This is a genomic window from Nocardioides lacusdianchii (genome assembly GCF_020102855.1).
In the GTDB taxonomy this organism is placed as follows: domain Bacteria; phylum Actinomycetota; class Actinomycetes; order Propionibacteriales; family Nocardioidaceae; genus Nocardioides; species Nocardioides lacusdianchii.
On record NZ_JADHZD010000022.1, the window covers coordinates 22,661 to 42,861 of the forward strand.

Here is a 20,201-nt window from a genome sequence, read left to right on the forward strand (position 1 = left end):
CGTGACCACGCCCGTCAGCCTCTCCACCCGCACCCGGCGCTCCCGTCCCCGGCGGACCGGCCGCGCCGCCGCCGTCTCGAGCGTCGTCCTCGGCGCCCCTGTGCTGGCCCTGCTGGCCGCGCCGGCCCACGCCGACGTGCCCGAGGGCTGGGCCGGTCAGGACGAGGTCAACAACCTCGACTTCCTCGGCGCGCTCGCGCTCTACGCCGGTGCGCCGCTGCTGCTGTTCGTGCTCATCGGCCTCGCGGTCTACCTCCCGGCGATGGTCCGCGGCGAGAAGCTGCTGCCCGACCACTCCGGTGGCGAGGCCCAGTGGATCGGCGGACCCCGTCAGGGTGTCGCCGAGCTCCCTGCCCCCGACGGCGACGACTCCCGAGCAGGTGGAGCAAGTGGCAGCTGGTGAGCTGCTGAGCGAGAGCGACCGTCTCGCCCTCGACAAGGCGATCCGCGTCGCCGAGCAGTCCTGCCGCTTCGAGTTCTCCGTCTACGCCGGTCCGGCCGAGGGCGACGACACGCGCGCCTGGGCGACCCGGCTGCACAACCGGCTCGTCGCGCCCGCACGCAGCGTGCTGATCCTGGTCGACCCTGCGCGCCGGGTCACCGAGGTGGTGACCGGTGGAGACGTACGCCGTCACCTCACCGACGCCGAGGTGGAGCTGGCCGTGCTGGCCATGACGTCGGAGTTCGCCTCCGGCAAGCTGCTGAGCGGGCTGCAGCGGGGCATCGCGATGCTCGCCGAGCACGCCCGCCCGCAGAACACCCTCCACGCCTGACCAGGCGCTTCGTCGCGCTGAAATGCGCTGACCGGGCAGTTCCTCGCGCTGCAGCGCGAGGAACTGCCCGGTCGACGTGGTCTACCGCGAGGAAGTGCCCGGTCAGCGGGCGTCGCAGGCCTGCGCGGCGAGCGCCCGGGCGATCTCGGACCGCGCCTCGCCGACGTAGCGCTGCGCACCCTTGGGGGCGCTGTTGTCGGCCAGCCACGCGTCGAGGCGCTCCAGCGTCGCCTGCGAGCCGAGGGGCTTGGGGAAGCCGTACTCGAGCACGGTCGAGGCCTTGTGGAAGCCGAGGGTGTCGATGACCGTCTCGGCCGCGCTGAGGAACTTCTCGAGGTAGGGCTCGAGCACGTCCTCCTGGCCGAAGCGGAAGATCGAGAAGACCATCTCGCGCGACGTCTCGTTGGGCGTCCCGGGATCGAGGATGGCGTTCCAGCCGGCCTCCTTGGCCTCCGCCGTGGGCTGCGAGACCCGGGCGGCGGCAGCCTGCTCCTTGCCGGAGATGGTCTTGTCGACCTCGAGCTCGGCGTCGATCTCGGCGTCGCCGAAGCGGCCGGACTTCGCCAGTGCGGTGATGAGCACCCAGCGCATGTCCTGGTCGACGGCGAGGCCCTCGATCGTGAAGGAGCCGTCGAGCAGGCCGATGAGGTCGTCCAGCGCGGCGTCGCTGTGCGCGGCGGCGGCGTACGACCGGGCGAAGGTCAGCTGGTGGTCGCTGCCGGCCTCGGCGGCGAGCAGCAGCTCGCGCAGCCCGCGCTCCCACGTCGTGCGCAGCTCGGCGCGGTGCGCGGGGTCGGAGTAGGAGTGGACCGCGAGCGCGGTGGACGACGGGATCCGGGTGACGGCCCAGGCGTCGGTCTCCTCGCCGATGTTGGCGAGCACCAGGTCGACCCAGTCGCGGGCCCGCATCTCCCCGTCGCGGGTCATGTCCCACGTCGCACCCCACACGAGCGCGCGGGGGAGCGAGTCCTCGAAGGTCGACAGCGCGGAGATCGCGGTGGCAAGCGACCGCTCGTCGAGGCGGATCTTGGCGTAGGCGTGGTCCTCGTCGTTGAGGAGCAGCAGCGCGGGCTGCTGGACGCCGACCAGCTCGGGGACGTCGGTGCTGGCGCCCTCGACGTCGACCTCGAGGTAGTCGCGTCGCACGAGGCGGCCCGCGGCGTCGACGTCGTACAGCCCGATGCCGAGGCGGTGGCGACGCAGCGTCGGCCACTCCGCCGACGCGGTCTGCGCGACCGCGAAGGACGAGTAGGTGCCGTCCTCGCCGAGCTCGAACGACGGGGAGAGCGTGTTCACACCGGCCGTCTGGAGCCACTCCTGGGCCCAGCCCTGGAGCTCGCGGCCCGACGACTTCTCGAGGGTGGCGAGCAGGTCCTTGAACTCCGGGTTGCCGTACTCCCACTCCTTGAAGTAGGCGCGCAGGCCCTTGAGGAAGGGCTCGAGGCCCACCCATGCGACGAGCTGCTTGAGCACCGACGCGCCCTTGGCGTAGGTGATCATGTCGAAGTTGACCTCGACGGCGTGCAGGTCGACGTTGTCGGCTGCGATCGGGTGCGTCGAGGGCAGCTGGTCGGCGCGGTAGCCGGTCTGCTTGCGGGCGTTGGCGAAGCCGGTCCATGCGTCGGTGAAGTCGGTCGCGTTGGCCTCGCACCAGTAGCAGGCCCACTCCGCGAACGACTCGTTGAGCCAGAGGTCGTCCCACCACTTCATGGTCACGAGGTCGCCGAACCACATGTGCGCCATCTCGTGGGTGATCACCGACGTGCGGAACTCGAAGAACGAGCGCGGCTGGCGGCTGCGGGGGAGGTACTCGTCGCGCAGGGTCACGCAGCCGGCGTTCTCCATCGCACCGGCGTTGTACTCCGGGACGTAGAGCTGGTCGTACTTGCCGAAGGGGTAGGGGTAGTCGAACTGCTCCTCGAACCACGCGAAGCTCTGCTTGGTCAGCGCGACCAGCTCGGCGGTGTCCATGTGCTCCTTGAGCGACTGACGGCAGTAGTGGCCGAGCGGGATCGTGCCGAACTTGCCCTCGTAGGTGTCGAACTCGCCGTGGTACTCACCGGCCACGACGGCGGTGATGTAGGTCGACATCTTCTTGGTGGTCGGGAAGTTCCACACCGAGGCGCCGTCGCCCAGCTCGCGGGGCTCGGGGGTCTCGGCGTTGGAGACCACGACCCAGTGGGAGGGCGCGGTGACGTTGAAGGTGAAGACCGACTTGAGGTCGGGCTGCTCGAAGGTGGTGAAGACGCGGCGGGCGTCGGGCACCTCGAACTGGCTGTAGAGGTAGACCTTGTCGTCGGCCGGGTCGACGAAGCGGTGCAGGCCCTCGCCGGTGTTGGAATAGGCGCAGTCGGCGGTCACGACGAGCGTGTTGGTCGCCTCGAGGTCGTCCAGCGCGATGCGGCTGTCGGCGTACGCTGTCGCGGGGTCGAGGCTGCGGCCGTTGAGCGTGATCTCGCGGACGGCGGGTGCGACGAGGTCGGCGAAGGTGCTCGAGCCGGGCTCGCGGCAGGTGAACTCCAGCGTGGTGGTGGAGGAGAAGGTGCCCTGGTCGGGCTGGGTGGCGCTCGTGAGGTCCAGGTCGATGGTGTACGACGTGACGTCCAGGAGGGCGGCGCGGGTGGCGGCCTCGTCCCGGGTGAGGTTGGTTCCAGGCATGCGGGGCATCCTGCCACCGGGAAGTGGCCGGACCCACACCGGTGGGGAATAGGTGGCCGGGGCGAGGGATTGATGTGGACATGGCTACCGCTGACCTCTGGTTCGACCCGCTCTGCCCGTTCGCCTGGATCACCTCGCGCTGGATCCGCGAGGTCGAGCAGGTCCGTGACATCGAGGTGCAGTGGCACGTGATGTCGCTGGCCTACCTCAACAAGGACAAGGACATCCCTGCGGAGTACCGCGAGATGCTCCAGGGCACCGAGAAGCCCGTGCGCGTGGCGATCAGGATCGCGCAGGAGCACGACAACGCGACCCTCGGCGAGTGGTACACCGCTGTCGGCACCCGTCACCACAACAACGGCGAGGAGCTGACGCGCGAGACGGTCGCGGCCTCCCTGGCCGACGTGGGCCTGCCCGCCGAGCTCATCGAGGCCTGGGACGACGCGTCCCTCGACGAGGCCGTGGCGACGAGCCACCACGAGGGCATGGACCCGGTCGGCGACGACGTCGGCACCCCGACGATCCACATCAACGGCTCGGCCTTCTTCGGCCCGGTGCTGTCGAAGATCCCGCGTGGCGAGGAGGCCGGCGAGCTCTGGGACGGCGCCGTCGCGGTCGCGAAGTTCCCCTACTTCTACGAGCTCAAGCGCTCGCGGACCGGCGACCTCGACTTCAGCTGAGTCCTTTCCCCGTCCCTCGTCGCTGGAGTAGCCTCGGGCGACCGCACGAGGGACGGGGAACGCACATGCTCGCCACACTGCTGGTGGCCGTCGCGATGACGACGTGCCTGGGGGTGGCCGCCCTCGCCCGCGGCAGCGCACCGACACGGGCGCGCGTGCTCGGCACGACGATGGCGGGGATCGCGGCGGCGGTGCTCGCGTGGATGCTCGTCGGCACGGTCGTCACCGTCCCCGAGTCCGGGGTCGTGGGGCTGAGCCTGTTCCTCACCTGCCTGTCGGTCGGACTGGCGCGGTCCGGCATGCGTCCACCCACGCCGGGGCGTGCCTGAGGGCTCGGCCGTCCGCGCGTCGTACCGCCGTGAGGACGGCGCGCGACGCTCACTAGGCTTGCGCCATGACTCGTGTCCTGTCCGCCGTCGCCTGGCCGTACACCAACGGCCCGCGCCACATCGGCCACGTGGCCGGTTTCGGTGTGCCCTCCGACGTGTTCAGCCGGTTCATGCGGATGGCGGGCCACGACGTGCTGATGGTGAGCGGCACCGATGAGCACGGGACGCCGATCCTGGTGCTCGCCGACAACGAGGGCGTGCCTGCCCGCGAGCTGGTCGACAAGTACAACCAGGTCATCGTGGACGACCTCTGCGGCCTGGGCCTGTCCTACGACCTGTTCACCCGCACCACCACCGGCAACCACTACGCCGTGGTGCAGGAGATGTTCGAGACGTGTCGCCGCAACGGCTACATGGTCGAGGAGACGACGCAGACCGCGATCAGCCCGTCGACCGGCCGCACCCTGCCGGACCGCTACATCGAGGGCACCTGCCCGATCTGCAAGTACGCCGGTGCGCGCGGCGACCAGTGCGACAACTGTGGCAACCAGCTCGACCCGACCGACCTGATCGACCCGAAGTCGCGGATCAACGGCGAGACCCCGGAGTTCAGGGACACGCAGCACTTCTTCCTCGACCTGCCCTCGCTCGCCGAGGCGCTGGGGGAGTGGCTCGACCAGCGCGAGGCCACGGGACTGTGGCGTCCCAACGTCATCAAGTTCAGCCAGAACATCCTCAAGGAGATCCGGCCGCGCGCGATGACCCGCGACATCGACTGGGGCATCCCCGTGCCGGGCTGGGAGGACCAGCCGACGAAGCGGCTCTACGTCTGGTTCGACGCGGTCATCGGCTACCTCTCGGCCTCCATCGAGTGGGCCCGCCGCCTCGGTGAGCCGGACAAGTGGCGCGAGTGGTGGAACGACGCCGACGCCGAGTCCTACTACTTCATGGGCAAGGACAACATCGTCTTCCACTCCCAGATCTGGCCGGCCGAGCTCCTCGCCTACAACGGCCAGGGCTCGCGCGGCGGTGACGCGGGGACGTTCGGCACCCTCAACCTGCCGACCGAGGTGGTCTCCAGCGAGTTCCTCACCTTCGGCGACTCGCAGTTCTCCACCAGCCGCGGCAACGTCATCTACGTCGGCGACTTCCTGGCCCGCTACGGCCCCGACGCGCTGCGCTACTACATCTGTGCCGCCGGCCCGGAGACCTCCGACGCCGCCTTCACCTGGGCCGACTTCGTCACCCGCAACAACTCCGAGCTCGTCGCCGGCTGGGGCAACCTGGTCAACCGCACCGCGACGATGATCGCGAAGAGCTTCGGTGAGATCCCCGCCGCAGGACCTCTGGAGGAGGTCGACGAGCAGGTGCTCGCGACCGTCCGCGACGGCTTCGCCTCCGTCGGCGACCTGGTGGAGAAGCACCGCCTGCGCGCCGCCGTCGCCGAGGCGATGCGCATCGTCGGCGAGGTGAACAAGTACCTCACCGTCACCGAGCCCTACAAGATGAAGGACGAGTCGCAGCGCGAGCGCCTCGGCACCGTCCTGCAGGTCGCGGCCCAGTGCGTCAGCGACTGCAACACGCTGCTCTCGCCGTTCCTGCCGCACTCGGCCAACAAGGTCCACGCCGTGCTCGGCGGGGAGGGCGAGTTCATGCCGATGCCGCGCATCGAGCAGGTCGACGAGCTCGAGCCCGACAACGGTGCGGGCCACACGTCGTACTCCGTCATCACCGGTGACTACGCCGCGACGCCTGCGTGGGAGTCGCGCCCGGTCGTGGTGGGCGCGAAGGTGGACAAGCCGACGCCGGTCTTCACCAAGCTCGACCCCTCGGTGGTCGAGGAGGAGCTCGCCCGCGTCAGCGGCTGACTAGGCTCTGCGCATGTCCTCCGAGAGCCGCGCCGAGATGTACCTTCCGCACTTCGTGGTCAAGCAGAAGCTGACCATGATGATCAACCGCTACGAGGTCTCCGAGTCCGACGAGGCCGGCAACCCGACGCGCCTGATGGCGCTGGCGGAGCAGAAGCGGATGGCCTTCAAGGAGCAGGTGACCTTCTTCGCCGACGCCGGCAAGTCGCGCGCGGTGTTCGGGTTCAAGGCCCGCAAGAAGCTCGACCTCAACGCCGGCTACGACATCACCGACGAGTCCGGCGCCCAGATCGGCTTCTTCAAGAAGGACTTCGGCGCCTCGCTGCTGCGCTCGACCTTCCACATCGAGGGTCCCGGCTACTCCGGCACGGGGCGGGAGCGCAACCAGGTCGCCGGGCTGCTGCGTCGTTTCACCGAGCTGGACTTCATCCCGATCCACTTCGACTTCGTCGACGCCCAGGGCAGCCCGCTCTTCTCGGTCGAGCGCAAGATGTCGATCGGCGACCGCTACCGCGTCACGGTTCCGGACCAGCGGGTCGACTTCCGGGTCGCCGCCGCGGTCGCGGTGGCGCTCGACGCGCTCATGTCGCGCTGATGTACCCCGAGGTGCGGGCGGCGGTGGAGGCCGACGCCGGCCCCGTGCTCGGTGCGCCCGGGTTCGACCTCGCTGCCAATCGCGAGGAGGCGCGGCAGGCCAACCTCCGCCTGCCGCGCGAGGAGGTCGCCGCGGTCGAGGACCTCGACGCTGCCGGCGTACGCTGCCGTCTCTTCACGCCCGCCGACGCCCTCCCGGGCCTTGTCGTGCACGCCCACGGCGGTGGCTTCGTGCTCAACGACATCGACGTCCACGACGGGATCTGCCGCCGATTCGCCAACCGGCTCCGCCGGCCGGTGCTGAGCGTGGACTACCGGCGTCCGCCCGAGGACCCGTTCCCCGCCGCACCCGACGACCTCGACACGGTGGTGCGCTGGCTGGCGGCCGGTCGCGGGCCCGAGGGACCGTACGCCGTCCACGGTGACTCCGCCGGCGCGAACCTCGCGCTCGTGGCGGCCCTGCGCAACCCGGGCTTCTTCCGCGCCGTGGCGCTCGTCTACCCCTTCCTGGACCCCCACAACAGCTTCCCGTCGTGGAGCGAGGGGCCGGGGTCGGGCTTCGACCCCTCCGAGGCGCGCTGGTACTGGGAGCAGTACGCCCGCACCGAGGCTGACTACGACGACCCCGATCTCGCGCCGCTGCGCTCCGACCGCCTCGACACGCTGCCGCCGACCTTCGTCGCGACCGCCGAGCACGACCCGCTGCGCGACGAGGGCGAGGAGCTGGCGCGCCGCTGCGCCGAGGCCGGCGTGGAGACCGTCGGCATCCGCTGCCTGGGCCAGACGCACGGCTTCTGGCGGCACGCGCACTTCACCGCCTCCGAGCCACTGGTGCGGCAGGTCGCGGGCTGGCTCGACCAGCACCTCGAGCGCGTCGGGCCGTAGGGCCTTGAGATGATGTCGGCCATGCGCGTTCACCTGGGCTCCGACCATGCCGGCCTCGAGCTGAAGGACCACCTCACGACGTGGTTGCTCGACCACGACTACGAGGTCGTCGACCACGGACCGTTCGTCTACGACGCCCTCGACGACTACCCCGTCTTCTGCCTGCGGGCGGGCGAGGGCGTGGCCGCGGACCGGGCCGAGGGAAGGATGAGCCTGGGCGTCGTCATCGGCGGCTCCGGGAACGGCGAGCAGATCGCGGCCAACAAGGTGACCGGCGTCCGCTGCGCCCTGGTGTGGTCGGAGGAGACGGCCGTCCTCGCCCGCGAGCACAACGACGCCAACGTGGTCTCGGTGGGCGGCCGGATGCACTCGCTGGAGGACATGACCCGCTTCGTCGAGGTCTTCCTCGCCACCCCGTTCCCCGGCGACGAGCGCCACGCGCGCCGCATCGGCCAGCTGTCGGTCTACGACGAGACCCGCGAGCTGCCGCCGCTGCCCGAGTCGGCGCTGCGCGGCCCGGGCGGGACGGACGCCCCGTCCGAGACCGCGGATGCCTGAGGGGCATACCCTCCGCAAGCTGGCAGACGACCTCGCCGCCGCCTTCGCCGGGCGTACGGTCCGGGTGAGCTCGCCGCAGGGACGCTTCGCCGCGGACGCCGAGCAGCTCGACGGCGCGCGCCTGCTGGGCGCCGACTCCGCCGGCAAGCACCTGTTCGTCGAGCTCGAGGGCGATCGCTTCGTCCATGTCCACCTCGGCCTCATCGGCACCTTCGCGGTGCACGCGGGGGTCGAGGACGTGCCCGACCCGGTCGGGCAGGTGCGGCTGCGACTGGTCGCGGGGGAGCCGGGCCCGCTGTCGTACGCCGACCTGCGCGGCGCGATCGTGTGCGACCTGATCGGCGCGGAGCGGCGCGCGGAGGTCCTGGGACGCCTCGGTCCCGACCCGCTGCGTGCCGACGCCGACCCCGACCTGGCGTGGCGCCGCATCTCGCGCAGCCCCCGAACGATCGGGGACCTGTTGATGGACCAGAAGGTCCTCGCAGGCGTGGGCAACGTCTACCGCGCCGAGGTGCTCTTCCGCCACCGCATCCACCCCCTGCGCCCCGGGAGCACCCTGAGGATCGGGCAGTGGCGCGCCATGTGGGCGGACCTGGTGGAGCTGATGGCCGAGGGGGTGCGCACCGGCCGCATCGACACGGTCCGCCCCGAGCACACCCCCGAGGCGATGGGTCGCGCTCCACGCCGCGACGACCACGGGGGAGAGGTCTACGTCTACCGCCGCACCTCGATGCCGTGCCTCGTCTGCGGCTCGGCAGTCCGCACCGCCGAGCTCGCCGGACGCAACTCCTTCTGGTGTCCCAAATGTCAGCCCACCTTCCGCTCGCGCGCCGTACAGTTCGCGGACAAGGACACTGCGACGTCGCGAGGAGCTCGACCGTGAGTTCTGCGCGCGAGCACCTCCCCGGGCCCGACCTCCGGCAGCGGGCCGAGGGCGTGCTCAACCGGGTGGTGCCGCGCGGGTCACGGATCCTCGTGCTGCTGGTCGTGCTGACGGTGGTGCTCGGTGCCTCGATCTGGCTCTTCCCCGACAACGTCCCGCTGGTGAGCCTGCTGGTGCCGGTCGTGCTGTCCAGCCTGGTGCTCGGGCCGCGCCAGCTGCCGTGGTTCGTCGTGTTCGTGCTCTTCGTGCTCGCCCTGACGGTGCTCCGGCAGGACCCCATCAACGCACGGATCATCACCACCGTCGTCATCATCTTCGGCCTCGGCCTCGTGGTCATGATGTCGTCGTTCCGCCGCTCACGGCTCGGCGTGGCCGGTCTGGAGGGCGAGACGATGTTCGTCGACCTGCGCGACCGCATCCTGCGCCAGGGCGGCATCCCGGCCCTCCCGGCCGAGTGGTACGCCGCTGCGGAGCTGCGCTCCGCCGGCGGCACGCCCTTCGCCGGCGACTTCGTCGTCGCCTCCCGGGTCGGCGAGCGCCTCGAGGTGGCCGTGGTCGACGTCTCGGGCAAGGGCCAGGGCGCCGGCACCCGCGCGCTGCTCCTCTCGGGAGCCATCGGTGGTCTCCTGAGCGCCCTGCCCCCGAGCGAGTTCCTCCCCGCCGCCAACACCTTCCTGCTCCGCCAGGAGTGGGACGAGGGCTTCGCGACCGCGATCCACCTCTCCCTGGACCTCGCGACCGGCCACTACGACATCCGCAGCGCCGGGCACCCGCCCGCCGCCGTACGCCATGCCGGCTCGGGTCGCTGGGAGGTCATCGAGTCCGAGGGGCCCGTCCTCGGCCTCATCGACGGCGCAGACTTCGCAGCGGTGTCGGGACAGATGCGCCCCGGCGACGCGCTCCTGCTCTACACCGACGGCATGGTCGAGACCCGCAACCGCGACATCGCGCTCGGCATCGACCGCATGCTCGGACAGGCCGAGCGGTTGCTGCGCGGCGAGTTCGAGGGTGGCGCGAAGCGGCTCGTGGAGTCACTCGGCTCTCGCAACGACGACCGCGCGCTGCTGCTCGTGCACCGTCGCTGACGACGGGTCCGCGCGGCGGCGGCACTGGCTGGGAGAGCGGGCCGGGGGTGTGGCACCATGACTCCCGCACCGGCGTCCGCGACGCCGTGGCGACGCGCGGATGTAGCTCAATGGTAGAGCCCCAGTCTTCCAAACTGGCTACGCGGGTTCGATTCCCGTCATCCGCTCCAAGCAGGCTCCCGGAGCCGCCCACGAGGCGGCCCGGGGCCGGTTTGGCGGGGCGTAGCGTAGTGGCTAGCGCGCCTGCTTTGGGAGCAGGAGACCGCAGGTTCGAGTCCTGTCGCCCCGACCCTCCACCCCTGCAGCGCACGGCGTGATTCGGCCTGCGCCGACGCCCTCGATAGACTCGCAGGGTTTGCGGTCGCCGGGTGTCAGCCCAGGCGATGCCGCACGCCCCCCTCAGCCGATCAGCATCAGGAGACATTTGTGAAGAGCGCCGTCGAGAACTTGAGCCCGACCCGGGCCAAGCTGACCGTCGAGGTGCCCTTCGAGGAGCTCAAGCCGAGCCTCGACGCGGCCTACCAGAAGATCGCGAAGCAGATCAACGTCCCGGGCTTCCGCCGGGGCAAGGTGCCGCCGGCGGTCATCGACCGCCAGATCGGCCGCGGCCCGGTCCTCGACGAGGCGATCAACGCCGTCGTCCCCCAGCAGTACATGGCCGCGCTCCAGGAGCACGACCTCGAGCCGCTGGCCCAGCCGGAGATCGAGGTGACGAAGTTCGAGGACAACGAGTCCCTCGAGTTCACCGCCGAGGTCGACGTGAAGCCCGACTTCGAGCTGCCCTCCTACGAGGGCCTCGAGGCCAGCGTTGAGGACTTCGAGATCAGCGACGCCGACGTCGACGAGCAGGTCGAGGCGCTCCGTGAGCGCTTCGGCACCCTCGTCCCGGTCGAGCGCGCTGCCGCCGACGGCGACTTCGTCACCATCGACCTGGTCGCGGCCAAGGACGGCGAGACCGTCGAGGGCGGCGAGGTCACCGGCATGTCCTACAAGGTCGGCCGTGGCGGCATGATCGACGGCCTCGACGAGGCCCTGGTGGGCCTCAGCGCCGGCGAGGACGCGACCTTCGACTCCGAGCTCGTCGGTGGTGACCTGGTCGGCGAGCCCGTCCAAGTGACCGTCAAGGTCTCCGCCGTGCAGGAGCAGCAGCTCCCCGAGTACGACGACGAGTTCGCCCAGCTCGCCTCGGAGTTCGACACCGCCGAGGAGCTGACCGTCGACGTGCGCGAGCGCCTCGGTCGCGGCAAGCGCCTCGAGCAGGCCGCCGCCGCCCGCGACGCGGTCCTCGAGGCCCTGCTGGAGAAGGTCGAGATCCCGCTGCCCGAGGTCATGGTCACCGACGAGCTCAACGCCCGTCGCGCCAACGTCGAGCAGCAGCTCGCCATGGCCGGCATCCCCATGGACAAGTACCTCGAGGACGAGGGCCAGACCGCCGAGGAGTTCGAGGCCGACCTCGAGCGCCGGGTGCGTGACGCCGTCGCCGCGCAGTTCATCCTCGACAAGATCGCCAAGAAGGAGGAGTTCGGCATCGACCAGGCCGAGCTCTCCGAGCACCTCGTGCGTCGCGCCCAGCAGTCCGGGCAGGACCCGCAGGAGTTCGCCAACCACATGTTCGAGCACAACCACATCCCCGAGCTCGTGCAGGAGATCCTGCGCGGCAAGGCCCTCGCGACGATCGTCGAGGCCGCGACCGTCAAGGACGCCTCGGGCAACGTGGTCGAGCTGAAGGACCTGCGTCCCGACGGCACCATCGGTGAGCCCGTCGCCGAGGAGGCTGCCGAGGAGACCACCGAGGAGAGCGCCGACGAGGCCGCCCCGGAGGACGACAAGGCCTGATCCGGCCCCGCACCGCCGCACGAACGGCGCCCACCCTCGGATGGGCGCCGTTCGTCGTTCCTGCTCAGCGCGCCGGGTCGGTCTGGGCCAGCACGTCGAGGGCGTAGCGGGCGATCCCGGCCCGCTGGCGGGCCCAGTGGTCGAGGCGGGCGCGGAAGTCGTCGTCGACCGGGCCCTGTGCCGCGAGGGCGGCCTCCTCCTGCAGCATCTCGAGGGGGAGGCTCGGCAGCCCGTTGAAGAGCATCAGGCTCACCGCGTGGCCGCGTCGCACCTCCTCGATCGGGACGTCGAGGCCCTCGTCGGCGAGCCCGGCGGCGTACGCCTCGAGGCACGCGGTCGCGCGCGCGGGCAGGTCGCCGACGTCCTGGCGCCCGACCTGGACGTCGCCGACCAGCAGCTGGGACAGGTCGAAGCCGACCGGTTGCGGGCGCCAGAAGCCGAAGTCGATGAGCGTGAAGCCGCGGCCGGACGGGTGGCGCAACAGGTTGTTGGTGCACGCGTCGCCGTGCGACGCGCGGTGCGGCATCGCTGCGAACTCCTCGGCGAGGGCGTCGAGGTGGTCGGCCACGCCGGTCAACGGGCCGCGCAGGTCGCCGAAGTGGGGTGCGACGAGCTCGTGCTCCCAGGTGGCGTCGTCGAAGAGCCCCGGGAGCACCGTGTGACCGAGGCGGCCCACGACAAAGTGCTGGACGTGCCACGGTTGCGGGTCGATCGCAGCCAGCCCGTCGACCCGGCTGCTCCCGGACATCCGGCCCAGCAGGCCGGCGGCCTCGACGTACGCCTCCTGGTCCCACGCCGCGGGACTCGCCTCCACCGCCTCCATCCAGACGGTGGCCGTGTCGTCGGGCCGCTCCTCCACCCGGAGTGCCCGCGGCATCGACAGGCCGGCCGGGAGGCGCTCGGCGAGGTCGGAGGCGTAGATCAGCGGCTCGGCCCGCCACGGCAGCGACGCGGCCGCCCACTCGGCGATCTCGGGGGGCACGAAGGCGAAGGCGGGGGAGTGGCGCCAGTGGTGCACGCGCTTGACGAAGAGGGCGAACTCGCGCGGGCCCTCACCGGCGTCGGCGCGACCGCGCACCCAGGTCCGGGCCCCGGTGAGGATGGAGGGCACGTCGTACGCCACGGGCTCGGCGACGGTGTCGAGCAGGTCGACCGCGTCGGTTCCCCAGAGGTCGGCGACCATCGCCGCCAGCTCGCCGTCGTCGACGTCGTCGGCACCCAGCACCTCGCGCCGGCCTCCGGCGGGCGTCGGTGCGAAAGTGGCTTTCATGACATGGAAAGGTAAGTTGCTTTCATGTCTGACGTCAAGAGGCTCCCCGCTGCGGAGCCCCACCTGCCGATGATGATGGGGATGGTCTTCGCCCGGGTGCGCGAGCGGCTCGCAGCGGAGGCGCCGGAGCTGCGCCCCTCCCAGCTGCGGGTCCTGGAGTGGCTGCCGCCCGAGGGCCTCATCATCACCGAGCTCGCGGAGTGCGCGGAGATGACCACCCAGGGGTGCGGGCAGTTCGTGCGCCAGCTCGCGGACCTCGCGATGGTGGAGGTGTCCGTCGCCGAGCACGACGCCCGCGCCAGACGTGTACGGATCACCGACCGTGGCCGTGCGGCGCTCGCGCGCTCCGCCGAGGTGCTGCGGGCGTGCGACGAGGCGTGGGCCGACCAGGTGGGCCCCGAGCGCTACCGCGTCTTCCGCGAGGTCCTCGCCGAGGTCGCGCTCGGCGGGGCGGGCGAATCCGCTCTGGGCGAACAGAGTGGGTCATCGCGTGGAAGTGTCCGACCTTCCGGCTAATGTCGCCAGCGTGAACCAGAACTCCAGCCCAGCCCTCTCGCCCGAGATGAACGGCGCCGGTGGGATGTATGGCCTCGACGACCACATCTACCAGCGCCTCCTCCGTGAGCGCATCGTCTTCCTCGGCTCGGAGGTGCGCGACCAGAACGCCAACGCGATCTGCGCGCAGCTCCTGCTGCTCTCCGCCGAGGACCCGGAGGCCGACATCTTCCTCCACATCAACAGCCCCGGCGGCTCCGTCGACGCCGGCATGGCGATCTACGACACGATGAACTACATCCCCAACGACGTGGCGACCGTCGGCATGGGCCTGGCTGCCTCCATGGGCCAGTTCCTGCTCTGCGCCGGCACCAAGGGCAAGCGCTACGCCCTGCCCCACGCGCGCATCATGATGCACCAGCCCTCCTCGGGCATGGGCGGCTCCGCCTCCGACATCAAGATCCAGGCGCAGCAGTCCCTGCACATCAAGAAGGTGCTGCTCGACCTCATCGCCGACCACACCGGCCAGAGCGTCGAGCAGGTCGTCGCCGACGCCGACCGCGACCGCTGGTTCACCGCCGAGCAGGCCGTCGAGTACGGCCTGGTCGACAAGGTGGTCACCAATGCCCGCGAAGCCGCAGACGAGGGCCGCCCGGCCAGGACGAAGGACTGACATGAACTACTACATCCCGCAGTGGGAAGAGCGGACGTCCTACGGCTTCCGTCGCATCGACCCCTACGCCAAGCTCTTCGAAGAGCGCATCATCTATCTCGGCACCCCGATCAGCGACGACGTCGCCAACGCGGTCATCGCCCAGCTCATGTGCCTGGAGACGATGAACCCCGACACCGACATCAGCATCTACATCAACAGCCCCGGTGGCTCGTTCACCGCGCTGACCGCGATCTACGACACGATGCGCTTCATCAAGCCCGACGTGCAGACCGTGTGCCTGGGCCAGGCGGCCTCGGCGGCCGCGATCCTGCTCGGCGCCGGCGCCAAGGGCAAGCGGATGGCGCTGCCCAACAGCCGCATCCTGATCCACCAGCCCTACACGGAGGGCACGTTCGGCCAGACCTCGGACATCGAGATCCAGGCCAACGAGATCCTCCGCATGCGCGAGCTGCTCGAGCAGATGATCGCCGACTCCAGCGGCAAGAGCATCGAGCAGGTGAGCTCCGACATCGAGCGCGACAAGATCCTGACGGCCGCGCAGGCCGTCGAGTACGGCCTCATCGACGCCGTCATCGAGTCCCGCAAGGGTGCTCCCGCCCTCACCTGAGGTGCGCAAAGAGGCTCGCCGACATCCCGTGTCCGGCCCCCGCCGGGGGCCGGCTCGGGGTACCGTCGTGGGGCTCGTTACAAGGCAGCAGTGCAAGGCGTTGAACGCCGGGAACCCCCACCCGGCGAGACTGGAGGACACGACTCGTGGCACGTATCGGTGACGGCGGCGACCTGCTGAAGTGCAACTTCTGTGGCAAGAGCCAGAAGCAGGTCAAGAAGCTCATCGCTGGACCCAACGTCTACATCTGCGACGAGTGCATCGAGCTCTGCAACGAGATCATCGAGGAGGAGCTCGCTGAGGGTTCGGAGGTCAGCCTCGAGGAGCTGCCCAAGCCCAAGGAGATCTTCGAGTTCCTCAACTCCTACGTGATCGGCCAGGAGCACGCCAAGAAGTCGCTCGCCGTCGCGGTCTACAACCACTACAAGCGCGTGCAGGCCGGGCTCCAGCCCGTCACGGGCAAGGCGCGCGAGGACGTCGTCGAGGTGGCGAAGTCCAACATCCTCGTCATCGGCCCCACGGGCTGCGGCAAGACCTACCTCGCCCAGACCCTCGCGCGGATGCTCAACGTGCCCTTCGCGATCGCCGACGCCACGGCCCTCACCGAGGCCGGCTACGTCGGTGAGGACGTGGAGAACATCCTCCTCAAGCTGATCCAGGCCGCCGACTACGACGTCAAGAAGGCCGAGACCGGGATCATCTACATCGACGAGATCGACAAGGTGGCCCGCAAGGCGGAGAACCCCTCGATCACGCGCGACGTGTCCGGTGAGGGCGTCCAGCAGGCACTGCTCAAGATGCTGGAGGGCACGACCGCGTCGGTGCCCCCGCAGGGCGGTCGCAAGCACCCGCACCAGGAGTTCATCCAGATCGACACCACCAACATCCTCTTCATCGTGGGTGGTGCCTTCGCCGGCCTCGAGCAGATCATCGAGCAGCGCGTGGGCAAGAAGTCGCTGGGCTTCACCGCCGAGGTGCGCGGAGCCGCCGAGCGCGAGGGCGACGACCTGCTCGCCCAGGTCCGCCCCGAGGACCTCACGAAGTTCGGCCTGATCCCCGAGTTCATCGGGCGTCTCCCGCTCATCGCGAGCGTGAGCAAGCTCGACCGCGAGGCGCTCGTGCAGATCCTCACCGAGCCGCGCAACGCCCTGGTCAAGCAGTACCAGAAGCTCTTCGACCTCGACGGCGTCGAGCTCGAGTTCACCGACGAGGCGATCGACTCCATCGCCGACGCCGCCCTCGAGCGCGGCACCGGTGCCCGCGGCCTGCGCGCGATCATCGAGGAGGTCCTCCTCTACGTGATGTACGACGTGCCGTCGCGCGGCGACGTCGCCAAGGTGATCGTCACCCGCGAGACCGTCGAGGACGACGTCGCCCCGACACTCATCCTGCGCGAGGCCGAGGGCCGCAAGAAGAAGTCGGCCTGACTCCTCCCCGTAGCCTGGATTGACTGGTCTGATCTAGTCATTTCGGACTATTCCGGGTCATCGGCTTTGATCACGCGTCATGACCCGGACACACTGACGTCTCGTCAGCATGTGGGAAGGGGAACCGGTGGGGGTTGACCAGAAGCGGCCGCTCGTGGGGTTCGCTCTCGTTGCCGTGCTCTGTGCGGTCCTGATGACCCTGTCCATCGGCCGGGGCTGGGCACTCGAGGACCTGTTCCAGCCCGCCAGGCCCATCGCTGCAGTCGTCGAGCCGCCGGTCGAGACCTCGCCGGCGACCGCGGAGCCCGCCCCGGTGAGCCTGCCGGCCGAGCTGAGCGCGCAGCCGGTCGGTGCGCCGGAGCCGTCCACGGCTCCCGCAGCCACGCCCGCCGCCACCCTGAAGGCGCCGAAGGCGCCTCCTGCCGCGGTCTCCGTGCCCGCCAGCCCGTCACCGACCGCCGCGGCGGACAGGGACCAGCGCAAGGCTGAGCGTGAGGCTGCGAAGGCGGACCGCAAGGCTGAGCGTGAGGCTGCGAAGGCGGAGCGCAAGGCGGAGCGCGACGCCGCGAAGGCGGACCGCAAGGCGCAGCGTGAGGCGGCGAAGGCACAGCGCAAGGCTGAGCGTGAGGCTGCGAAGGCGCAGCGCAAGGCTGAGCGTGAGGCTGCGAAGGCCGAGCGCAAGGCGCAGCGTGAGGCTGCGAAGGCGGACCGGAAGGCGCAGCGTGAGGCTGCGAAGGCGCAGCGCAAGGCCGAGCGTGAGGCTGCCAAGGCGGAGCGCGACGCCGCGAAGGCGGACCGCAAGGCTGAGCGCGACGCCGCAAAGGGCGCCCGCTCGCACCGCTGAGCGACGCCCGTCCCCGGAAACGCCCGACGGCGGTGCCCCAGCCACGTCCCGAGGTCTCGGGAGGTGGCTCAGGCACCGCTCGTGGCGTTCAGGGGCCGGGTCAGTCCTCGGTCGGGGCGAGCTCGGCGGTGACCCGCAGCTCGGTGGCCGACTCGTCGGCGACGAAGACGAGGTCGCCGACGATCGTGCCGACGGCACGCAGGTCGTCCTGCGCCTGCTGCGCCGCCTCGACGAGTGCCGCAGGCCCGGTGATCTCCACCCGCGACAGTGGGGCGCGCATCTTGGCCTTGGCCTGCGACTTCGCGCCACGGATGCCGGTGAGCGCGCTGGCCACGGCGTCGAGCACCAGCGGCTGCGCCGCGGCTGCCGAGCCGAGGTCGGCCGCGGTGGGCCAGGCGGCGTGGTGGATGGACCCCTCCTGCCACCACGACCAGACCTCCTCGGTGGCGTACGGCAGGAACGGTGCGAGCAGTCGCAGCTGGGTGTGCAGCGCGATCGCGAGCGTGGCCTTGGCCGACTCGGTCGCAGCACCGCCGTCGGTGTCGTAGGCGCGCTCCTTGACCAGCTCGAGGTAGTCGTCGCAGAACTCCCAGAAGAACTTCTCGGTCACCTCGAGCGCGGTGGTGTAGTCATAGGCGTCGAAGGCCTCCGTCGCCCGGCGCACCACGATCTCGAGGCCGCCGAGGAGCGCGCAGTCGACGGGCGCGCTGACGGCGCTCGGGACGATCGCGGTGGCGCCGACGTTGCCCAGGACGAACTTGGAGGCGTTGAGCACCTTCATCGCCAGGCGGCGCCCGATCTTCATCTGGGACTCGTCGAACGGCGAGTCCATGCCGGGACGACCGATCGCGGCACGCCAGCGCACCGCGTCGGCGCCGTACTTGTCGAGGATGTCGGTCGGGACGACGACGTTGCCCTTCGACTTCGACATCTTCTTGCGGTCGGGGTCGACGATGAAGCCGGAGATCATCGCGTGCGACCACGGCACCACCTGGTGCTCGAAGTCGGAGCGGACGACGCGGGAGAACAGCCAGGTGCGGATGATGTCGTGCGCCTGGGTGGCCAGGTCGTAGGGGAAGACCCGGGAGAACAGGTCGTCGTCGACACCCCACATGCCCGCGATCTGCGGCGTGAGGGACGAGGTCGCCCAGGTGTCCATCACGTCGGGGTCGCCGACGAAGCCGCCGGGCTTGCCGCGCTGGTCCTCGGTGTAGCCCTCCGGCGCCTGCGTGGACGGGTCGACCGGGAGCTGGTCCTCCGACGGCATCAGCGGGTGGTCGTGGTCGGGCTCGCCGTCGGCGTCGAGGGGGTACCAGACCGGGAACGGGATGCCGAAGAAGCGCTGACGCGAGACCAGCCAGTCGCCGTTGAGGCCGCCGACCCAGTTGTCGTAGCGGTGCTTCATGTGGGTCGGGATCCAGGTGATCTCCTCCCCGCGCACCAGCATCTCCTTGCGCAGCGCCGCGTCCCGGCCGCCGTTCTTGATGTACCACTGGCGGGTCGCGACGATCTCGAGCGGCTTGTCGCCCTTCTCGTAGAAGTTCGCCATCCGCTGGGTCGCCTTGGGCTCACCGTCGAGGTCGCCGGACCCGCGGAGCAGGCCGACCATCGCCTCGCGGGCGCTGAACGTCGTCTTGCCCGCCATCTCGGCGTACGCCGTCGCGGCCGCCTCGGAGCCCAACCACTCGGGCGTCTCGCGCAGCAGCCGCCCGTCGCGCCCGACCACGGTGCGGACCGGGAGGTCCAGCTCGCGCCACCACATGACGTCGGTGAGGTCACCGAAGGTGCAGCACATCGCGATGCCGGCGCCCTTGTCGGGCTCGGCCGCGTGGTGCGCCAGCACCGGGATCTCGACGCCGAAGACCGGCGAGGTGACAGTGGTGCCGAAGACGTCCTGGTAGCGCTCGTCGTCGGGGTGCGCGATCAGCGCCACGACGCTCGGGATCAGCTCGGGGCGGGTGGTCTCGATGTGGACCGGGCTGCCGTCCGGCTTGTGGAACGCCACGCGGTGGTAGGCACCCGGGTAGTCACGCGCCTCGAGCTCGGCCTGGGCCACCGCGGTCTGGAAGGTGACGTCCCACAGCGTCGGCGCCTCGGAGAGGTAGGCCTCGCCGCGGGCGTAGTTGCGCAGGAACGCGCGCTGGCTGACCGTGCGCGAGTGGTCGCCGATCGTCGTGTAGGTCGGGTTCCACTGGACCGAGAGGCCGAGCTGGCGCCACAGCGCCTCGAAGGCCTTCTCGTCCTCGACGACGAGCTGCTCGCACAGCTCGATGAAGTTGGGCCGGCTGATCGGCACCTGCTTCTTCGGGTCCGGCTTCTCCGGCGGGGTGAAGTCTGCGTCGTAGGGCAGGGCGGGGTCGCAGCGCACGCCGAAGTAGTTCTGCACGCGGCGCTCGGTCGGCAGGCCGTTGTCGTCCCAGCCGATGGGGTAGAAGACGGCCTTGCCCTGCATGCGCTGGTAGCGCGCGATGAGGTCGGTGTGGCTGTAGGAGTAGACGTGGCCGACGTGCAGCGAGCCGCTGACGGTCGGGGGCGGGGTGTCGATGGAGTAGACGTTCTCCCGCGGCTGGGTGCGGTCGAAGGCGTAGGTGTCGTTGTCGGCCCACGCCCGGGACCACTTGTCCTCCAGGCCCTCCAGCGCCGGACGCTCGGGTACGACGACGGCACGCTGGTCGGTGCTCGTGGTCGCGTCCGGGGTCTGGGTGGGGTTCTCAGTCATGCCGGGAGTCTATT

At 70.4% G+C, this 20,201-nt stretch carries 19 protein-coding genes and 2 tRNA genes; 18 read left to right on the forward strand and 3 right to left on the reverse strand.

Annotated elements, in window-relative coordinates:
* Nucleotide 1: 1 nt before the first annotated feature.
* Nucleotides 2-403: a hypothetical protein gene (locus IRX98_RS20380; protein ID WP_224279901.1), complete on the forward strand. Its 402-nt coding sequence runs from the start codon at nt 2-4 to the stop codon at nt 401-403.
* Nucleotides 390-773 (forward strand): DUF5130 family protein, encoded by a 384-nt coding sequence (locus IRX98_RS20385; RefSeq protein WP_224279902.1) that lies wholly within the window; start codon nt 390-392, stop codon nt 771-773. The genes IRX98_RS20380 and IRX98_RS20385 overlap by 14 nt, the downstream gene beginning before the upstream one ends.
* Nucleotides 774-875: 102 nt before the next feature.
* Here IRX98_RS20385 and pepN read toward each other — a convergent pair whose 3' ends face one another.
* Nucleotides 876-3,431 carry an aminopeptidase N gene (gene pepN / locus IRX98_RS20390; protein WP_224279903.1) on the reverse strand — a complete coding sequence of 852 codons (2,556 nt, stop codon included), beginning with the start codon at nt 3,429-3,431 and terminating at the stop codon, nt 876-878.
* Nucleotides 3,432-3,511: 80 nt separating this feature from the next.
* On the opposite strand from pepN, the gene IRX98_RS20395 reads away from it, so the two are divergent.
* From IRX98_RS20395 to tig, 11 genes are all read left to right on the forward strand, one after another.
* On the forward strand, nt 3,512-4,111 hold the full coding sequence (locus IRX98_RS20395; protein ID WP_224279904.1) for a mycothiol-dependent nitroreductase Rv2466c family protein: 600 nt from the start codon (nt 3,512-3,514) through the stop codon (nt 4,109-4,111).
* 65 nt (nt 4,112-4,176) lie between these two features.
* The gene (locus tag IRX98_RS20400; RefSeq protein ID WP_224279915.1) at nt 4,177-4,440 is read left to right on the forward strand and encodes a hypothetical protein; all 264 of its coding nucleotides are present in this window, start codon (nt 4,177-4,179) and stop codon (nt 4,438-4,440) included.
* 65 nt (nt 4,441-4,505) lie between these two features.
* Nucleotides 4,506-6,308 (forward strand): methionine--tRNA ligase, encoded by a 1,803-nt coding sequence (metG, locus tag IRX98_RS20405; protein WP_224279917.1) that lies wholly within the window; start codon nt 4,506-4,508, stop codon nt 6,306-6,308.
* Nucleotides 6,309-6,321: 13 nt separating this feature from the next.
* Nucleotides 6,322-6,903, forward strand: coding sequence for an LURP-one-related family protein (locus IRX98_RS20410; protein ID WP_224279919.1), 582 nt, complete (start codon nt 6,322-6,324; stop codon nt 6,901-6,903).
* Complete coding sequence (locus tag IRX98_RS20415) at nt 6,903-7,787, forward strand: alpha/beta hydrolase (protein ID WP_224279921.1); 885 nt, start codon at nt 6,903-6,905, stop codon at nt 7,785-7,787. The genes IRX98_RS20410 and IRX98_RS20415 overlap by 1 nt, the downstream gene beginning before the upstream one ends.
* Before the next feature lie 21 nt (nt 7,788-7,808).
* Nucleotides 7,809-8,345: a ribose-5-phosphate isomerase gene (locus IRX98_RS20420; RefSeq protein WP_224279923.1), complete on the forward strand. Its 537-nt coding sequence runs from the start codon at nt 7,809-7,811 to the stop codon at nt 8,343-8,345.
* Entirely contained in the window at nt 8,338-9,228 is an 891-nt protein-coding gene (locus IRX98_RS20425) for an Fpg/Nei family DNA glycosylase (protein ID WP_224279925.1), read from the forward strand. Before IRX98_RS20420 ends, IRX98_RS20425 begins: the two co-directional genes overlap by 8 nt.
* A complete protein-coding gene (locus tag IRX98_RS23670; RefSeq protein ID WP_224279928.1) occupies nt 9,225-10,313 on the forward strand; it encodes a PP2C family protein-serine/threonine phosphatase in 1,089 nt (362 codons plus the stop codon). The genes IRX98_RS20425 and IRX98_RS23670 overlap by 4 nt, the downstream gene beginning before the upstream one ends.
* A gap of 96 nt (nt 10,314-10,409) precedes the next feature.
* A tRNA-Gly gene (locus tag IRX98_RS20435) sits at nt 10,410-10,483 on the forward strand.
* A 46-nt stretch (nt 10,484-10,529) separates the two neighbouring features.
* Nucleotides 10,530-10,602, forward strand: a tRNA-Pro gene (locus tag IRX98_RS20440).
* Between the two features lie 137 nt (nt 10,603-10,739).
* The gene (tig, locus tag IRX98_RS20445) at nt 10,740-12,149 is read left to right on the forward strand and encodes a trigger factor (RefSeq protein WP_224279930.1); all 1,410 of its coding nucleotides are present in this window, start codon (nt 10,740-10,742) and stop codon (nt 12,147-12,149) included.
* A gap of 64 nt (nt 12,150-12,213) precedes the next feature.
* Here tig and IRX98_RS20450 read toward each other — a convergent pair whose 3' ends face one another.
* Complete coding sequence (locus IRX98_RS20450) at nt 12,214-13,419, reverse strand: phosphotransferase (RefSeq protein ID WP_224279932.1); 1,206 nt, start codon at nt 13,417-13,419, stop codon at nt 12,214-12,216.
* 24 nt (nt 13,420-13,443) lie between these two features.
* Here IRX98_RS20450 and IRX98_RS20455 point away from each other — a divergent pair, with 24 nt between their 5' ends.
* From IRX98_RS20455 to IRX98_RS20475, 5 genes are all read left to right on the forward strand, one after another.
* Complete coding sequence (locus IRX98_RS20455; RefSeq protein WP_224279933.1) at nt 13,444-13,935, forward strand: MarR family winged helix-turn-helix transcriptional regulator; 492 nt, start codon at nt 13,444-13,446, stop codon at nt 13,933-13,935.
* Nucleotides 13,936-13,981: 46 nt separating this feature from the next.
* Nucleotides 13,982-14,587 carry an ATP-dependent Clp protease proteolytic subunit gene (locus tag IRX98_RS20460; protein WP_207085578.1) on the forward strand — a complete coding sequence of 202 codons (606 nt, stop codon included), beginning with the start codon at nt 13,982-13,984 and terminating at the stop codon, nt 14,585-14,587.
* A 1-nt stretch (nt 14,588) separates the two neighbouring features.
* Nucleotides 14,589-15,197 carry an ATP-dependent Clp protease proteolytic subunit gene (locus tag IRX98_RS20465; protein WP_207082143.1) on the forward strand — a complete coding sequence of 203 codons (609 nt, stop codon included), beginning with the start codon at nt 14,589-14,591 and terminating at the stop codon, nt 15,195-15,197.
* A 146-nt stretch (nt 15,198-15,343) separates the two neighbouring features.
* Nucleotides 15,344-16,624: an ATP-dependent Clp protease ATP-binding subunit ClpX gene (clpX, locus tag IRX98_RS20470; protein ID WP_224279935.1), complete on the forward strand. Its 1,281-nt coding sequence runs from the start codon at nt 15,344-15,346 to the stop codon at nt 16,622-16,624.
* A 193-nt stretch (nt 16,625-16,817) separates the two neighbouring features.
* Complete coding sequence (locus IRX98_RS20475) at nt 16,818-17,468, forward strand: hypothetical protein (protein WP_224279938.1); 651 nt, start codon at nt 16,818-16,820, stop codon at nt 17,466-17,468.
* A gap of 100 nt (nt 17,469-17,568) precedes the next feature.
* Here IRX98_RS20475 and valS read toward each other — a convergent pair whose 3' ends face one another.
* Nucleotides 17,569-20,187: a valine--tRNA ligase gene (gene valS / locus IRX98_RS20480; protein ID WP_224279940.1), complete on the reverse strand. Its 2,619-nt coding sequence runs from the start codon at nt 20,185-20,187 to the stop codon at nt 17,569-17,571.
* Between the last annotated feature and the right edge of the window lie 14 nt (nt 20,188-20,201).

What these genes read in the sequence shown, in the direction of transcription:
- metG (WP_224279917.1), top strand. Translation starts at nt 4,506, where the DNA reads ATGACTCGTGTCCTGTCCGCCGTCGCCTGGCCGTACACCAACGGCCCG.
- IRX98_RS20465 (WP_207082143.1), top strand. Translation starts at nt 14,589, where the DNA reads ATGAACTACTACATCCCGCAGTGGGAAGAGCGGACGTCCTACGGCTTC.
- IRX98_RS20460 (WP_207085578.1), top strand. Translation starts at nt 13,982, where the DNA reads ATGAACGGCGCCGGTGGGATGTATGGCCTCGACGACCACATCTACCAG.
- pepN (WP_224279903.1), bottom strand. Translation starts at nt 3,431, where the DNA reads ATGCCTGGAACCAACCTCACCCGGGACGAGGCCGCCACCCGCGCCGCC.
- IRX98_RS20415 (WP_224279921.1), top strand. Translation starts at nt 6,903, where the DNA reads ATGTACCCCGAGGTGCGGGCGGCGGTGGAGGCCGACGCCGGCCCCGTG.
- IRX98_RS20450 (WP_224279932.1), bottom strand. Translation starts at nt 13,419, where the DNA reads ATGAAAGCCACTTTCGCACCGACGCCCGCCGGAGGCCGGCGCGAGGTG.
- valS (WP_224279940.1), bottom strand. Translation starts at nt 20,187, where the DNA reads ATGACTGAGAACCCCACCCAGACCCCGGACGCGACCACGAGCACCGAC.
- IRX98_RS20475 (WP_224279938.1), top strand. Translation starts at nt 16,818, where the DNA reads ATGACCCTGTCCATCGGCCGGGGCTGGGCACTCGAGGACCTGTTCCAG.
- IRX98_RS20425 (WP_224279925.1), top strand. Translation starts at nt 8,338, where the DNA reads ATGCCTGAGGGGCATACCCTCCGCAAGCTGGCAGACGACCTCGCCGCC.
- IRX98_RS20420 (WP_224279923.1), top strand. Translation starts at nt 7,809, where the DNA reads ATGCGCGTTCACCTGGGCTCCGACCATGCCGGCCTCGAGCTGAAGGAC.
- IRX98_RS20395 (WP_224279904.1), top strand. Translation starts at nt 3,512, where the DNA reads ATGGCTACCGCTGACCTCTGGTTCGACCCGCTCTGCCCGTTCGCCTGG.
- IRX98_RS20455 (WP_224279933.1), top strand. Translation starts at nt 13,444, where the DNA reads ATGTCTGACGTCAAGAGGCTCCCCGCTGCGGAGCCCCACCTGCCGATG.
- IRX98_RS20410 (WP_224279919.1), top strand. Translation starts at nt 6,322, where the DNA reads ATGTCCTCCGAGAGCCGCGCCGAGATGTACCTTCCGCACTTCGTGGTC.
- IRX98_RS20400 (WP_224279915.1), top strand. Translation starts at nt 4,177, where the DNA reads ATGCTCGCCACACTGCTGGTGGCCGTCGCGATGACGACGTGCCTGGGG.